The following is a 15,302-nucleotide window of genomic DNA, read 5'->3' on the forward strand; positions in this document are numbered from 1 at the left end:
AGGCGCCCACGCCGATCCAGCGATCTACTTTGAAAGCTATTCCAATTTATCGCCGTTATTTAAAAATATCTACATTTTTTTGAAATGAAGAATTTATTGGATGCCGCGAGCCTTAAGCACTTGCGTAATGATGGGGACTGGTGTCATCAAGTGATCGCGCATTAACGTGTCAGCCTGCTCGGCATTGCGGGCCAAAATAACCTCAACAAGGGCGGCGTGCTCTTGGCGCTTTTGCGCTAGTGCGGTGGGTGACATAACGGTTTCCTGTAGCCACAAGTGGCGGTAACGTTCCACCTGATCAAACAGAGTGTGGCGCATTTGCAGCAGGTGAGGGGAGTTGCAGCCGCTGGCAATCGCGGTATGGAACGCCTTGTGACGTGTATCCCAGCCATCAAGTAGTTCATCGGGCGAGCTGATATCGGTTACCCTGGAAAGCCGGTGTGCCGTGGCTACCACCGAGGCTTCCCACTCATCGTCGCCCCGCTCGATGGCCAAGCGCAAAATAAGCCCTTCCAGCTGGGCACGTGCGTCATAAATATCATTAAGCTCAGCAAGTGACATGGGCGCTACGCGGTATCCCCGCTGGCTAATAGCCACGACCAGGCGGTCGGCTACCAGTTGCGAAAGCGCCTCCCGTAGCGGCCCGGTGCTAACGCCGTAATGCTCCTTTAAGCGGCTCATAAGGAGCTTCTCTTCAGGCGCATAGCGGCCTCGGATAATGTCGTGCTTGAGCGTTCGGTAAGCGTTAATCGCTAAGTTTTGACGCGGCGCATCTGGCTCCATGGCAATCTCCATTGCTATAACGTCGGCTCGCTGGTGAAAGGGTGGCAAACCGGCGAAGATATAAGAATAGCGGCTATTATTACTAAAAATTAACACTTTGGCATAAGAGGCGTGATTGATGTGGGATTTCATCATTATTGGCGGCGGAATCCTTGGGATGTCTACCGCAATGCAGCTGCAGCAGACCTACCCTGATAAGCGTCTGCTGGTGCTTGAAAAAGAGCACGGCCCCGCTCAGCACCAATCCGGCCATAACAGCGGTGTTATTCATGCCGGGGTGTACTACACGCCGGGCAGTTTGAAGGCGCGGTTTTGTCTTGAGGGCAACCGAGCAACGCGGGCGTTTTGTGATCAGCATGGGGTCGATTACGCCATTTGCGGCAAGCTGCTGGTGGCCACCGATGCCCTTGAGATCCAGCGCATGCAAGCGCTTTGGGAACGTACTGCGGCCAATGGTCTGGAGCGTGAGTGGCTTAGCGCGGAGGCGCTTAAAGAGCGTGAGCCGAATATCCGTGGCGAGGCCGCTATTTACGTCCCTTCAAGCGGCATCGTCGACTATGCCCAGGTGACTCGTGCCATGGCCGCTGAATTTGAACGTCTTGGCGGGAAAATTCGCTATGGCGTTGAGGTGAAAGGGTTGGAAGAGCGCCGTGCCGAGGTGGTGGTCACCACTTCCAGCGATACGTTGAGCAGCCGCTATCTGGTGACCTGTGCCGGGTTAATGGCTGACCGGGTGATCCGCATGCTGGGTCAGAAACCAGGCTTTACCATCTGCCCGTTCCGGGGGGAGTACTACTTACTGCCCGAGCAGCATAATCATATCGTTAACCACTTGATTTACCCTATTCCGGACCCGGGCATGCCGTTTTTGGGCGTGCATTTAACCCGAATGATCGATGGCCGGGTAACGGTCGGCCCCAACGCGGTATTAGCGTTAAAGCGTGAAGGCTATCGAAAACAGGATATGTCGCTACGCGATATAGCTCAGATGTTGTCCCATCCCGGTACTTTAAAGGTATTGGGCAAGCACCTTAAGCCAGGAATCGGGGAGATGAAAAACTCGTTTTATAAGCGTGGCTACCTGGAGCTGGTCCGCAAATATTGCCCTGATATCACTATTGATGACCTTCAACCTTACCCCGCAGGCGTTCGCGCCCAGGCCGTATCCCGTGACGGTAAGTTGGTCGATGACTTTTTATTCGTCAATACACGGCGGACGGTGAACGTAGGCAATGCTCCTTCGCCAGCGGCAACATCAGCGCTTCCTATTGGGGCGCATATTACTCAGCAGGTCGTGGCACTATTGTCCCATTAACATCAACGCAACAGCCGTGCTAACGTCACGTGGCCGCCGCTGCGAATGCAGCGGCAAGCACAACAAATATTCTGATCGTCACGCATACTTATAAGTCCAAGCCGGACGGAGGCAACTCGCATGCAAACACTAAAATATGCAGCCGCAGCATCGCTGCTCGCCATAGCACTGCCCGCCAGCGCCCAACAGCTTTCTATCGCCACTGGCGGTACCGGGGGCGTTTACTATCCTATTGGCGGCGGCCTGGCTGAAATGATCAATAACCATATTGAAGGTGCTCAAGCGACGGCGGAGGTGACCGGCGCCTCGGTTGAAAATATGGGGCTCATCATGCGCGGCGACGCCGATCTTGCCACCGCACTGGCCGATACGGTGTATCAAGCCTATACCGGCACCGACGATTTTGAAGGGCGTCAGGTGGAAAACACCCGGGCGCTGGCATCCCTCTACCCCAATGCGGTGCAGTTGGTGACGCTTGCCGAGTCCGATATTCAAAGCATCAATGACCTGGCGGGCAAGCGAGTTTCGGTTGGCGCACCGGGTAGCGGCACCGAGCTTAATGCCCGCGCCGTACTGGAATCCAACGGCATTAGCTACGAAGACTTTACTCCCCAGCGGCTCAATTTCAACGAAACGGCCGATGCCATCCGCGATGGCGATATTGATGCCGGTTTCTGGAGCGTAGGCCCGCCTACCAGCTCAATTCTTAACCTGGCCGCCACGCGCGACATTCGCTTGATCAGCCTGTCCGATGAAGAAATTGCCAACGCGCAGGAAGAGGAAGCGGTGTTTGCTCCCTATGAGCTTGCCGCTGGCATGTACGACGGCATGAACGAAGCCGTTCAAACCATCGGCATCCCCAATGTCCTGGTGGTTAACGCCGAGATGGATGAAGAGCTTGCCTACCAACTGACCCAACTGCTGTTTGAGCACACCGATGAGCTGATTGCCGTCCACCCCGCCGCCAACGACACCACGATTGAGTTCACCATGAACTCAACGCCCGTGCCGCTGCACCCGGGCGCAATTCGCTATTTTGAAGAGATGGATGTCGAGATTCCGGACCGTTTGCGTCCGTAACGACGCCTTCATCTAACGGAGCATTCGTCATGCAGTGGCAACAAAAACTGATGGCGCTCCTGTTGGTCTGCTTACCGTTCGCCGAGGCTGGGGCTTCCCCCGCCTCGGCGTCTGCGTACCTTACGGTTACCACTGAAGATGGCGAAACGCTGTTGGAGGAAGCCGCTCCTGAAGGCGTGCGCTGGTGCATTCAGTGGCAGCATTCGGTTGAACACTTCACGGTACTGGATTGCTATCGCAACGCCAACGGTGTCATGCAGCTTGAGCGCAGCCATCAGCCTGACTTTGCCGCAGGGCTTGGGCACATTGTTGGCCGAGGTGAGCAAGTGTCTGATGGCCAGGGTGGCTACTGGATCAATGCGATTAACGAGCCTGTCATCAATAACCGGTATGTACTTCGAGTCGGTGCTAATGCGGTCAATCATCAAGTGGTGTGGCCCGATGGCGAGCACCCTGACATTAGCCTGAGCGAGCAAGCGGCAGGGCAGCGAGTCATCATCCAACTGGGTGAGCCAGAGCGCTTCTAAAAGAAACAAGCGAGACAACACTTCCGAGGACTTCATGAACGAATCCACTCCACCGCCGGTATTAATGCCGGGCGGTAATGCGATTCAACCCCGCCTGGTGCTGCGGTGTATCACCATCGTGGCTGTCGGGCTTTCCCTGTTTCAGCTCTACTCCGCCGGTATTCAGCCGTTGGGGCTGTTTTATCAGCGCGGTATCCACTTGGCGCTGATTATGCTGTTAGCGTTTTTAATGTTCCCGGTTTTTGGGCCGAACCGTAAGCGAGGTGTACTTGGCTGGGGAATTGATCTTGTCTTTTTAGCGGGCGCGCTGATTACCGGCGGCTATCTTGTGCTGTTTTTAGACGAGATTATCAATCGTGCGGGTTTCTGGAGTGAAACCGATATTCTGGTGGCCTGCATTGCGACGGTCACGGTATTGGAAGCTAGTCGCCGAGCCGTGGGCTTCGGGATGACGATTATTGGCGTGCTGGCCATCTTATACGCCTTTGCCGGGCCGCGCGGTGAGCTGCCTTGGTTAGGCGATTGGATGCCCGGTATTTTAAATCATCGCGGCTATTCTCTGGACCGAGTGGCAGGTCAGCTTTACTTGGGTCAAGAAGGTATTTTTGGTTTGCCGTTAGGGGTTGCCGCGACCTACATCTTTATCTTTGTGCTGTTTGGGGCGTTTTTAGAGAGCACCGGGGCGGGAAAATTCTTTATCGATATGGCTTACGCTGCAACGGGCCGCCAGCGCGGTGGTCCGGCGAAAGCGGCTGTGCTGGCGTCGGCGGGCATGGGGTCTATCTCGGGTAGCGCGATTGCTAACGTGGTAACCACGGGCGCGTTTACTATCCCGTTGATGAAAAAACTGGGCTATCAGCCCAGGCAGGCGGGAGGAATTGAAGCCGCTGCCTCCACCGGTGGGAAAATTATGCCGCCGCTGATGGGCGCAGGCGCCTTTTTGATAGCCGAGTACACCAATACGCCGTACCTGGATATTGTCAAAGTCAGTATTTTACCGGCGATCATGTACTTCGCGACGGTGTATCTGTTTGTACATATTATTGCCCTTAAACAGGGAATGCAGGGCATGCCGAGAAGCGAGCTGCCGAAAATGCGCCAGGTCATGAAGGATGGCTGGCATTTTCTGCTGCCGCTGGCCGTGCTGGTGTGGCTACTGGTAATGAACCTTTCGCCCATGCGGGTCGGCTACTACGCGGTGATTACCATGATTGCCGTGGCCGTTTTACGTTACGCGTTATGGTACTTCTTTGTCGCGCCTGGCCAGGGTCAGCCGGTGACAGTCAGGCGGACCCAAGAGGTGGTTTGGATCGGCCTGGTGAAGTTGGTGCAGGGCCTTGAACTGGGCGCACGCAATGCCGTGGCGGTTTCCATGGCGTGTGCGGTGGCAGGCATTATCGTGGGTGTGGTTGGGTTAACCGGCCTAGGGCTTAAGTTCTCCTCCATGATGCTCGCTTTCTCGGGCGGCAATCTGGTACTTGCCTTGGTCATGGTGTTGTTGGCAAGTCTGATTCTGGGTATGGGCCTGCCGGTCACTGCAAGCTATATCGTGCTGATTGTTCTGGTGGGCCCGGCGCTTACGGCGGAGTTTGGCGTGCCGCTACTGGTGGCTCACCTGGTAGTATTCTGGTACTCCCAGGACTCTAACGTGACGCCGCCCATCGCCTTGGCAGGGTTTGCCGGGGCTGCAATCGCGGGCAGTAAACCGATGGAAACCGGCTTTCAGGCGTGGAAGTTTGCCAAGGGGCTTTATCTCATTCCGCTGTTTATGGTGTTCAATCCGGAGATTATTGTCGGCGGCCCGGTGCCGGTGGTGGCCTGGAATGCCGTCATTGCGATTTTTGCGTTGTGCGCCTTTGCCGCCGCCCTTGAAGGGTACTTGTTTACCCGTATGGGCTGGGTGCCGCGTCTTGCCATTGGCGCCGCTATTGTGGGGGTTTTCTACCCCAGCTTGATCACCGAGATTGCCGGTGTTGCCGTCATGATCGTTGCGATTGGCACAAACTGGCGAGCCAGTAAGCATGAAGCGCCGAGTGTTGCATAGCGCTTAAAACGATGGCGAAAGCTGGATGTAAAAAAGCCCGGAGACCATTAGGTTTCCGGGCTTTTGCGTTTCTTGAGTTAGCGGTTACTGGCTTCAGGCTTACTTAGAAGATGGATTCCGCTGTACCCGAGCCTTGTGAGCCGCTGGCCTCTTCCAGCTCGCGGCTAATTCCGCGCGGCTGGTAGTCGGGCAAGTGGTCGCGGTGGAAGAACTCGCTGATGCCTCCCGGCTGGTTGTCATGTAAGCGTCGGCCTGAGTTAGGGTCTATCCGCGCAGTCACCACCGTGTCAGGACGCTCAGGCACGGCGGAGGGTGTGCCTTCAAGCGCCTTGCCCATAAAGGCGTTCCAAATAGGCAGTGCAGCGTTGGCGCCATACTCGGCAATGGTTTCGTTGCTGTCTTTGCCCACCCAAACGGTCGTCACCAGGTCGGTGTTAAAGCCTGCAAACCATGCATCACGCTGGCTGTTGGTGGTGCCGGTTTTACCGACGATATCTTCACGGTTAAGACTCAGCGCCCCACGGCCAGTACCCGAGGTAATAACATCACGCAGCATATCGCGCAGAATGTAGGTGGCCGCTGCGTTGGCAACGCGTTTGGCAACCGGGTATTCACGGCCATCAATCTCAACAGTTTCCTGTCCCTCTGCACAGCTGGGGCAAGCCACTTGGGGTGTCGCTTCATCAATGAGCTCGTGATCATCATTGCGAGTTACGCGTTCAATAAACCACGGCGCCACCTGAAAGCCGCCATTGGCAATCACGGAGTAGGCGTTGGTCATTTCCATGGGCGTTAGACTTGCGCTGCCCAAGGCCAAAGAGAGGCCATGAGGCAGGCGGCCTGGCGCGAAGCCAAAACCTTCCAGATAGTTAATCGTATGATCAAGCCCCATCGCCTGTAGAACGCGAATAGTGACCAGGTTGCGCGAACGAGCAAGCGCCGGGCGCAAGCGCATTGGTCCTGCGAAGTCGCGGCTGGAGTTAACAGGGCGCCAGAGCGAGTTACTGCCGTCGTCCAATACAACAGGCGCGTCATTGATCACAGTGGAAGCGTTCATTTCGCCATCTTCAAGTGCCGCAAGGTAAATGAAGGGCTTGAAAATAGAACCCGACTGGCGCTGTGCCTGAACCGCGCGATTAAACTTGCTGGCGTTAAAATCAAACCCGCCCTGCAAGGCGAGAATAGCGCCGGTACGTGGGTCTTGAGCAACGAGCGAGCCTTCTGCATCTGGCCGCTGAGAAAGGCGTACGGTGCCATCCTGAGTTTCGAGAATGCGAACCAGGTCACCGCGTACGGCAATCTGGTCGGCAGAGCTTGGCTCAGCACCACGACTGCGCGGGCTGTTATAGGTACGTGCCCAGCTTAGGCCGTCCCAGTTAATGGTTTTCAGCTCGCCACCACGGGTAAGTACCTGCATTTCACGACCACCGCTTTCCACGACGATGGCGGGTTTTAGCAGACCATAGTTGGGGGTGCGCTCAAGCACCTGCAGCCAGTTACTGACATCACCTTCAACGCCGGCGATTTCCGTTTGGCTACGCTCGGCGGCCTGGCGGGCTGTCTGACGAATTTCAGGCGACTCGGCAAGCTCTTCTTCCAGCCCCTGGGTTGCTGTACGCTCTTGGGCTTCAACGAGACTGGGAGCTATATCGTGCTGTTCAGCGCCCCGCCAGCCGTGGCGTAAATCATACTCAAGCAGGCCATTGGCCAAGGCCTCGCGGGCAAACGGCTGAAGCTCACTGTCCAGCGTCGTATAAATGCGGTAGCCGCCGGTGTACGCCGCATCGCCAAAGCGCTCAATCGCATATTGACGCGCCATTTCTGCCACGTAAGAAGCATCTACTTCGGTTTGGGTGAAGTGACGACGTGCAGTAACCGGCTCCTGTACGGCAGCCTGATAAGTGGTGTCATCAATAAAGCCCAGCTCGCGCATACGGAACAGAATCCAGTTGCGACGAATCAGTGAGCGCTCGGAGTTGGCCAGCGGATTAAACGCGGAAGGCGCTTTAGGCAACCCGGCAATCATGGCCGTTTCTGCAAGCGTCAGTTCGGAAAGCGGCTTGTCGTAATAGGTATCGGCAGCGGCTGCAATGCCATACGCTCGATTTCCTAAGAAAATTTTGTTAACGTAAAGTTCGAATATCTCATGCTTGCTGAGCAGTTTTTCCATCTGCAGAGCCAGCAGAATTTCACGCAGCTTACGAGTAAAGGTTTGGTCAAGCGTCAGCATATAGTTACGCGCGACCTGCATAGTGATGGTGGAGCCGCCTGATTGAATGGCACCACTTCGGGCAAGCTCAACGGCCGCCCTTGCGAGTCCTCGAGGATCAACCCCCGAGTGCTCAAAGTAATTGGTGTCCTCGGCGGCCACCAGAGCGTTGACCATGTTCTGAGGTATTTCGTCGAAATCAACGACGATGCGCCGTTCCTCACCAAACTCACCGATTAACTTACCGTCATTGGTGAAAATTCGTAGCGGTGAGTGAAGCTCGAAGTCTTGCAACTGACGAACATCAGGTAAGCCAGGCGAAAAATAGATAGCCGCGCCCACCATGGCTAACGCGGCGGCCCCGACTAACGACACGATAAGAAAGAACAGCGACAGAATGAGGGTTCGCAAAAACGTCATGAACAGAGGGCACCCATGAAAAGGAGAATAGGATCGGCATCCAAGCGGCCGTATCGCGCAATTGGCTGCCATTATAGGAAGGCGAGGCAGCGGCCACCAGTGTTGATATGCCGTAAATATAACGGCGCGTTACCTGACTAGCGCGTTATGCCACTACTTCTTGGGCATGTCAGATGGCAGGAATAAACTCATAATGCGCCTGTTTAAAGCCAGTAAGGGATTGATCGGCATCGATATTACATCGACCGCCATCAAGCTGTTGGAGCTTAAAAAGAGTCACGACACCTACCAAGTGGAAAGCCATGCGGTTTGCTCACTTCGTGACGGTGCAGTGGCTGAACGGCGTATTCAGGACATTAATTACGTCACAGATAGTTTAAAACGTGCCATTGACCACGCCAAGCCCTCTACGCGTAATGCCGTGGTAGCACTTCCTGCCAGCATGGCGATTACTAAAATGCTCACGTTTGCTGCTGAGTTGAACGAGCAGGAAATCGAGGAGCGTTTGATGATCGAATCAGACCGTCATCTGCCTTTTCCGTTCAATGAAGTGGCGTTTGATTTTGCATGCATGGGGCCTGCTCCCTTGGCTGCGCATTTACAACAAGTAATGTTGGTGGCTTGTCGTCAACAGGATGTTTGGCAACTGACAGAACCCTTAGTACGCGCAGGGTTGGAACCCGTTGCGGTGGACGTCGAAACCTTTGCGATTGAACGTGCCTTTGCTGCGCTGCGCCCTCAGATATCAGCGGCGTATGACTCTGACGCAAGCGTTGCGTTGGTCGATATCGGGGCGCAGACAAGTACGTTTCGCGTTTTTTATAATGCACGCACCGTTTACGTCCGCGAAAACCTGCAGGGCAGCGAACCGTTAACCGCCGCGACTCAAGAGCGATACGCGCTCAGTCGAGAAGATGCCTTATGGGCTCGTCAGCATGGCGGCTTGCCAGATGATTTTCAGGACGTGGTCCTGAAGCCTTTTCTGGATGCATTCGCACAAAGCATTGCGCGAGCCTTGCAACTTTATATCGCCACCAGCCGCCAATCGCCTGTGGGTCATATCGTGCTAGCCGGTGATATAAATGCGCTGCCGGGGTTAGCGACCTTTATGGCTGATACGTGTCAGCTACCGGTGACGCCGCTAAATCCGCTGCAGACGATGCCGGTCAACAAGCGCGTGGATAGGCAGGCGCTTACTCTGAATCTCCCCGGCTTGCTGACCGCAAGCGGCCTTGCGATGCGGGCGCCTTTATGAGCATTACGATCAACCTGCTGGCTTGGCGGGAAGAGCGCCGAGAACAGCACACGCGACGCTTTTATACGGTCATGCTGTTGTTACTGATCGCCGGTATCGCGCTGGGTAGTGGGGTTTCGCATGTCTATCAGAGGATGCTGGGCGTTCAGGAGCAGCGCAATGCGTATATCGCTGCTCATATAGAGCGTTATACACATGAAATTAGTGAAGCTGAACGCACTGTTCTGCAGGGAGAACAGCTGCGCCAGCAGTTAACCCGCTTCCAGCGCCTGCTTCAACAGCGAACACAGACGGCTCAGCTGTTTAACGACCTTGCCGCAAGTCTTGGCGAGGGCGTGGTCTTTCAGCACCTTGAACAGCGCCATAATCGGCTAAGCGTATCCGCAGTCGCAGAAGATGAGCGTCAGATAACCGAGCAGTTACGTCGTCTTGCTGAAATGCCGGGGTTTGATATTCCGGTACTCTCCGAAATGGCCAGTGATCCGCAGGGCAGTGGGAGAACCTTCCACTTTGAAGTAACCCTCACCCAGCCGAGCGTTTCTTTGGTCGATTCTGGAGTATCGCCATGAAATCAGGGGCGCCGCTATACCTGCTGCGATGGGGAAAAGTGTGGCAGCAAGAGTGGCAGCGTTTGCGTGCGCTTGACTGGCAGACGCTTGATTTACGTGATGCAGGCGCATGGCCCTGGTTATTAAAAGTGCTTAGCGGCGGGCTGGTGTTTCTAATGGCGTTAGTGGCGACTTGCGCATGGCTGGTGAGTGAGCATCGTGCGTCGCTGGCACAGGCGCAGCAACAAGAGATAAGGCTGTTAAGCGATTACCGCAGCAGCGTTCACGCCGCCGGTTTACTGAACGGTGCGCGTACCCAGCTGGCTGGCCTGGAGGAGCAAATGACCCGGATGCGTGCCCTGTTAACACCCCCGGCGGCGCTTTCATCTTTACGGGATAGCATTAGAGACGCTGCTGATGAGAACCAGCTCACCATCAATGATATTTATCTGCGTCCTGTCGTCAGCCAAGTGTCAGAACATCCTATTGAGATTCAGGTAGTAGGCGACTATCACCAGTTGGCGCAGTTTATTAATGATATTAGTCAGCTGGAATACCTTGTCACGCAGCATGACATTACGCTTGCGCCGATTGATCAAGCTGCGAGCAGATTGTCCCTGTCGTTTGTGGCTAAGGCCTATAGCGACGCTGATGCTGTTAGCCAGGATGAAAGCGAAGAGGCTGAAGGCGAAAAGGGTAGCGGCGAAAATAGCTTAAATCGGCGGGAGGAAGATCAGTGAAGTGGCTTGCCCGCGTGATGAGCTGCCTGGTCAGCGTCGTTTTGCTTTCTGGTTGTCATGGGCCTGAGCTTGATCAACTGGATGACACGCTCTCAAGGATTCGCCAAACCCCAGGCACTCCCTCCGCTTCGCGTATTGAGCCACTGGTTGTATATCCCGTAGAGGCGTATGGCTACTCAGACACGCGCAACCCTTTTCAGGCAGTGCAGTCGCCTTTGCAGATAGCTGACGTAAACCAGGATGCCCCGCTGGTGCCTGACGCACAGCGAACCCCCGGGCCGCTTGAGCGTTTCTCTATTTCGGAGCTTCGCCTGGTGGGCACGCTGGTTATGGGAGAGCGCCATGTCGCGTTGATAGAGACGCCGGATGGGCATGTAACCAGTGCTCGTACGGGAGACCATGCGGGTAGCAATGGCGGGCGTATCACGCATATTGAGGCGCACAAAGTTCGTATTACCGAGCGCATTACTACTCATCAGGGGTGGCAAGAGCAGCAGGTTCTCCTTTCGCTGACATTGCCGCCATGATCAATCCAGGCGACTCGGTGAGCTTACCGAAAGCCTCTTTTTTTCTTATCGGAGCACGCCATGGCCGTGGTTAGTCGAATCATTATGCTTGTGTGGGTGGTACTGCCTTGGCAGGCAGTGGCGTCGGTGCTGACCGATATTGACGTACATCCAGTTAGTGCTGGCGCCGTGGATATTGATCTGCACTTCAGCGGTGGCGTCGCCAACGTTCAGGGTTATAGCTTGGAGGCTCCGCCACGCCTGGCGCTGGACCTGGCCAATACACAAAATGGCTTGGGTCATCGCCACATTGAGGTAGCGCGTGCGGGTGTAGAGCACATTAAGGTATTGGAAGGCAGTGGCCGTACGCGGTTAGTTATCGGCCTGGCCAACTCGTCGAATTACACCTCCCGGGTAATGGGGGATCGGCTACGAATTTCCTTGCGTGAATCGACAACGCTTGAATCGCCAATAGAGGGCTCCATTGAAGCCCTCCAGGGCCCACAGATTAGCGCTATTGATTTTGAGCGTGGGGCTGGTCAGGCAGGTCGCTTGCTGGTGACGTTTGACCGCGAAGGCGTCGTTGCAAGCGTTCAGGAAAGCGGCCATTCGAATGTATCGGGCGGCGAGGTAATTGCCACGTTGCCTAACGTAACGCTGCCGGATGCGCTTAGCCAGATTTATGACGTTGCCGATTTTGCGACACCGGTGATGCGAATTACCCCTCACGTTGATGCGCAGGAAACGCGTTTGGCACTTACCATCGACGGCCCCTATGCCATGCTCTCTTCACAACATGGCCGTGTGCTGAGTATTGAAGTACAGCCTGCTGCCCAGCAACGCTTGGCCGATCATGAGCTCCCGCAAGACAGTTTTAGTGGTGAGCGGATAAGCCTGAACGTCCAGGATATGGAGGTACGTGCGGTGCTGGTAACGCTTGCTGAATTTACGGGGCTTAACCTGATTGCCAGCGAAAATGTGACTGGACGTATCACGCTGAACCTTAATGAGGTGCCCTGGGATCAAGCGCTTGCCTTGATGTTAAAAAGCCAAGGGCTTGCAAGTCGTGAGCATGGCAACGTTATCCTGGTGGCGCCTGTCGCCGAGCTTGCTGAGCTCGAACGCCAGGAAATGGAGGCTCACCGCTATCATGAAGCGCTGTCACCAACCATTGATGAATTTATCGAGGTTAAGTACGCGCGTGCTGAAGATCTTGCCCAACTGCTGCAGGGTGGGGATGGCTTTGGGCTTCTGACCGAGAAAGGGCGAATCAGTGTCGACCCAAGAACCAATGCCTTATTGGTTCAGGACACGGCGAACCAGGTAAGTATTATCAAGCGTACTTTGGAGCGCCTGGATGTGCCGGTGCGTCAGGTGCAAATTGAAGCACGCATCGTTATCGCCCGGGATACCGCCTCTCGAGCGCTAGGCGTTAACTGGGGCGCTTCGACGACGCGAGGTTTTCAGGCGTTGGATAACGGCAATTTTGGCCCGCGCAATATCAACCCCGATGGCTTGAACCGTGCCCGCAGCGGTTTAGCGGTAGACCTGGGCGCGCCTTCAGGGCCAGGTACAGGATTTAGCTTTGGTTACTTGTCCGGCGACATTTTGCTGGACCTGGAGCTTCGTGCGCTGGAAAGTGAAGGCAAAAGCCAAACCATCTCGCAGCCAAGGGTCATCACGGCCAATCAGCGTACGGCAATTATTCGCCAAGGCGAGGAGCGCGCATTTCAGAGTGTCGATGCGCAGGGAAACCCCGATACTGAATTTAAAGAGGCCGAGCTTTCGTTGGAAGTGACACCGCAGATCACGCCGGATAATCGTATTATCATGGACCTGGTGGTGAAAAATGATAGTTTCAGGGAGTCGGGGTTTGGCGGAGAACCGCCCATCGATACCAATCAAATTGAAACGCAGGTGCTGGTCGATAATGGCCAAACGGTTGTATTGGGTGGCATTTTGACCACGGAACAATTAAACCAAATGACCAAAACCCCGCTTTTGGGTGATATTCCTTTGCTCGGACACCTGTTTCGCTATACCGAAGAGAGCAATGAAAAGGTAGAGTTGTTAGTCTTTATTACTCCACGACTACTTGACGATGGCTTGGCGGTTCGCTGATGCAGGATTTACCCAACCTTTTTTTGATCGGCCCCATGGGGGCTGGTAAAAGCACAATAGGTCGCTTGTTGGCGGCAGAGCTTACGCGCACATTTTATGATAGCGACCACGCCATACAGGATCGCTGCGGTGCGGATATCCCGTGGATCTTTGATGTAGAGGGTGAACCCGGTTTTCGCCAGCGTGAGCTGCAGATGATCGATGAGCTGACAAGGCTCTCCTGCGTGGTGATGGCAACAGGCGGCGGCGCCGTGCTGCACCAGGATAATCGCCGGATGCTGCGTGAGCGCGGAACGGTGATCTACCTGATGACCACGGTTGAACAGCAGCTTAAACGCACGGCGAAAGACCGTAATCGCCCGCTTCTTCAGTGCGCAAACCGGGAGCAGGTGCTCAACGATATATTTGCTGCCCGCGACCCGCTTTATCGCGCCACCTCGGATATTTCAGTGCGCACGGATCGGCGTAGCCCGCGCGCCGTAGTCAATGAGATATTGCGCCGAGTGCGGCGTTTGACCGACCCGCTGGAAAATAGCGCCACGCTTAACTCAAAGGTATCCCAATGACACAGCCCGCCAGTGCTCAGCGTACACTTCATGTTGCGTTGGGTGATCGCAGTTATCCGATCCATATTGGCGCCGGCCTGCTGAGCGACCCAGAGGCGATAACGCCCTATCTGGCCGGTAAGCAGGTGATGGTGGTGACGAATGAAACCATCGCGCCCCTTTATCTGGAGGCGCTGTGCGCCAATCTTCCTGACGATGTGGAGGTGCGTACCGTCGTTCTACCTGACGGGGAGCAGTACAAGAGCATTGAGCAGGTTAGCCGCATTTGGGACGCGCTGTTGGAGGCAGGGTTTAACCGCCGCTGTACGCTGATTGCGTTAGGCGGCGGCGTAATTGGTGACATGGCTGGATATGCCGCCGCGTCGTACCAGCGTGGCGTGGCCTTCATTCAGGTGCCCACCACGCTGCTTTCCCAGGTGGACTCTTCTGTCGGAGGGAAAACGGGCGTTAATCACCCGCTTGGCAAAAACATGATTGGTGCTTTCTGGCAGCCGAAAGCGGTACTGATCGACATTGCAACGCTTGCGACGCTGCCCGAGCGAGAGCTTTCTGCCGGGCTTGCTGAAGTTATCAAGTATGGCTTTATTCGTGATGAAGCGTTTCTTGGCTGGCTTGAGGCCAATATGGCCGCGCTGCGTCATATTAGCCCCGACGCCATTGTCGAAGCCATCGCACGCAGTTGCCAGATTAAAGCCGACATTGTGGCCGATGACGAAACGGAGCAGGGCGTGCGCGCATTGCTCAATCTTGGTCATACCTTTGGTCACGCGATTGAGGCCCACCAAGGGTATGGCAACTGGCTGCACGGCGAAGCAGTCGGTGCAGGCATGGCCATGGCGGCTGCCCTTTCTCAGCAACTGGGGCGTATCAGTAGTGCGGATTTAACGCGTATCCAGGCGGTGATTGAAAGCGCTGGTCTTCCTCTTCATGCCCCAGCGGATATGCTAAGTGACGACTTTTTAGCCCGGATGCGTCTGGATAAGAAAAACGTGGATACCAGACTTCGGCTGGTGCTGCTAAACGCTACCGGCGATGCATGTGTTGATGACACGACGCCAGAGGCGTTAGTGCGTGCTTTGTTGGATAACTACCCACGGCTGTAACCCGCCTGTAAACGTATTTTGTGCTCACTAAGCCCACCGACAAGGTGGGTTTTTTTATGGCCCGATATTACCAGGCGATGCGCCG

13 protein-coding genes are annotated in these 15,302 nt (G+C 55.3%); 11 read left to right on the top strand and 2 right to left on the bottom strand.

Translation table 11 applies throughout. The features are described 5' to 3' along the window. Positions 1-93 precede the first annotated feature (93 nt). Positions 94-783, bottom strand: a complete 690-nt coding sequence (gene csiR, locus FKN99_RS15135) for a DNA-binding transcriptional regulator CsiR (protein WP_087107872.1) — start codon at positions 781-783, stop codon at positions 94-96. A 118-nt stretch (positions 784-901) separates the two neighbouring features. On the opposite strand from csiR, the gene lhgO reads away from it, so the two are divergent. The 4 genes from lhgO to FKN99_RS15155 all read left to right on the top strand — a co-directional run bounded on the left by lhgO (position 902) and on the right by FKN99_RS15155 (position 5,749). After that, complete coding sequence (lhgO, locus tag FKN99_RS15140; protein WP_172118657.1) at positions 902-2,098, top strand: L-2-hydroxyglutarate oxidase; 1,197 nt, start codon at positions 902-904, stop codon at positions 2,096-2,098. Between the two features lie 120 nt (positions 2,099-2,218). Continuing rightward, positions 2,219-3,178, top strand: a complete 960-nt coding sequence (locus FKN99_RS15145; protein ID WP_172118658.1) for a TAXI family TRAP transporter solute-binding subunit — start codon at positions 2,219-2,221, stop codon at positions 3,176-3,178. A gap of 29 nt (positions 3,179-3,207) precedes the next feature. Then, positions 3,208-3,705, top strand: coding sequence for a DUF1850 domain-containing protein (locus tag FKN99_RS15150; RefSeq protein ID WP_172118659.1), 498 nt, complete (start codon positions 3,208-3,210; stop codon positions 3,703-3,705). 34 nt (positions 3,706-3,739) lie between these two features. Continuing rightward, positions 3,740-5,749, top strand: coding sequence for a TRAP transporter permease (locus tag FKN99_RS15155; protein ID WP_172118660.1), 2,010 nt, complete (start codon positions 3,740-3,742; stop codon positions 5,747-5,749). Between the two features lie 103 nt (positions 5,750-5,852). On the opposite strand, the gene FKN99_RS15160 is transcribed toward FKN99_RS15155, so the two are convergent. Then, positions 5,853-8,378 (bottom strand): penicillin-binding protein 1A, encoded by a 2,526-nt coding sequence (locus FKN99_RS15160; RefSeq protein WP_172118661.1) that lies wholly within the window; start codon positions 8,376-8,378, stop codon positions 5,853-5,855. Positions 8,379-8,571: 193 nt separating this feature from the next. Here FKN99_RS15160 and pilM point away from each other — a divergent pair, with 193 nt between their 5' ends. From pilM to aroB, 7 genes are read left to right on the top strand one after another with little or no spacing between them, the layout of a single operon-like run. Then, entirely contained in the window at positions 8,572-9,633 is a 1,062-nt protein-coding gene (pilM, locus tag FKN99_RS15165) for a type IV pilus assembly protein PilM (RefSeq protein WP_172118662.1), read from the top strand. Beyond that, the gene (locus FKN99_RS15170) at positions 9,630-10,202 is read left to right on the top strand and encodes a PilN domain-containing protein (protein ID WP_172118663.1); all 573 of its coding nucleotides are present in this window, start codon (positions 9,630-9,632) and stop codon (positions 10,200-10,202) included. Before pilM ends, FKN99_RS15170 begins: the two co-directional genes overlap by 4 nt. After that, entirely contained in the window at positions 10,199-10,921 is a 723-nt protein-coding gene (pilO, locus tag FKN99_RS15175; RefSeq protein WP_172118664.1) for a type IV pilus inner membrane component PilO, read from the top strand. The genes FKN99_RS15170 and pilO overlap by 4 nt, the downstream gene beginning before the upstream one ends. After that, positions 10,918-11,448: a pilus assembly protein PilP gene (locus tag FKN99_RS15180; RefSeq protein WP_172118665.1), complete on the top strand. Its 531-nt coding sequence runs from the start codon at positions 10,918-10,920 to the stop codon at positions 11,446-11,448. Before pilO ends, FKN99_RS15180 begins: the two co-directional genes overlap by 4 nt. 60 nt (positions 11,449-11,508) lie before the next feature. Then, positions 11,509-13,548 (top strand): type IV pilus secretin PilQ, encoded by a 2,040-nt coding sequence (gene pilQ / locus FKN99_RS15185; protein WP_172118666.1) that lies wholly within the window; start codon positions 11,509-11,511, stop codon positions 13,546-13,548. Continuing rightward, entirely contained in the window at positions 13,548-14,114 is a 567-nt protein-coding gene (gene aroK, locus FKN99_RS15190) for a shikimate kinase AroK (RefSeq protein ID WP_172118667.1), read from the top strand. Before pilQ ends, aroK begins: the two co-directional genes overlap by 1 nt. Continuing rightward, entirely contained in the window at positions 14,111-15,217 is a 1,107-nt protein-coding gene (aroB, locus tag FKN99_RS15195) for a 3-dehydroquinate synthase (protein WP_172118668.1), read from the top strand. The genes aroK and aroB overlap by 4 nt, the downstream gene beginning before the upstream one ends. Positions 15,218-15,302 lie beyond the last annotated feature (85 nt).

Source organism: Halomonas hibernica, assembly GCF_013183775.1.
Taxonomy (GTDB): Bacteria; Pseudomonadota; Gammaproteobacteria; order Pseudomonadales; family Halomonadaceae; genus Vreelandella; species Vreelandella citrativorans.

What these genes read in the sequence shown, in the direction of transcription:
- FKN99_RS15150 (WP_172118659.1), top strand. Translation starts at nt 3,208, where the DNA reads ATGCAGTGGCAACAAAAACTGATGGCGCTCCTGTTGGTCTGCTTACCG.
- aroK (WP_172118667.1), top strand. Translation starts at nt 13,548, where the DNA reads ATGCAGGATTTACCCAACCTTTTTTTGATCGGCCCCATGGGGGCTGGT.
- FKN99_RS15160 (WP_172118661.1), bottom strand. Translation starts at nt 8,378, where the DNA reads ATGACGTTTTTGCGAACCCTCATTCTGTCGCTGTTCTTTCTTATCGTG.
- pilM (WP_172118662.1), top strand. Translation starts at nt 8,572, where the DNA reads ATGCGCCTGTTTAAAGCCAGTAAGGGATTGATCGGCATCGATATTACA.
- pilQ (WP_172118666.1), top strand. Translation starts at nt 11,509, where the DNA reads ATGGCCGTGGTTAGTCGAATCATTATGCTTGTGTGGGTGGTACTGCCT.
- FKN99_RS15155 (WP_172118660.1), top strand. Translation starts at nt 3,740, where the DNA reads ATGAACGAATCCACTCCACCGCCGGTATTAATGCCGGGCGGTAATGCG.
- csiR (WP_087107872.1), bottom strand. Translation starts at nt 783, where the DNA reads ATGGAGCCAGATGCGCCGCGTCAAAACTTAGCGATTAACGCTTACCGA.
- FKN99_RS15170 (WP_172118663.1), top strand. Translation starts at nt 9,630, where the DNA reads ATGAGCATTACGATCAACCTGCTGGCTTGGCGGGAAGAGCGCCGAGAA.
- pilO (WP_172118664.1), top strand. Translation starts at nt 10,199, where the DNA reads ATGAAATCAGGGGCGCCGCTATACCTGCTGCGATGGGGAAAAGTGTGG.
- lhgO (WP_172118657.1), top strand. Translation starts at nt 902, where the DNA reads ATGTGGGATTTCATCATTATTGGCGGCGGAATCCTTGGGATGTCTACC.
- aroB (WP_172118668.1), top strand. Translation starts at nt 14,111, where the DNA reads ATGACACAGCCCGCCAGTGCTCAGCGTACACTTCATGTTGCGTTGGGT.
- FKN99_RS15145 (WP_172118658.1), top strand. Translation starts at nt 2,219, where the DNA reads ATGCAAACACTAAAATATGCAGCCGCAGCATCGCTGCTCGCCATAGCA.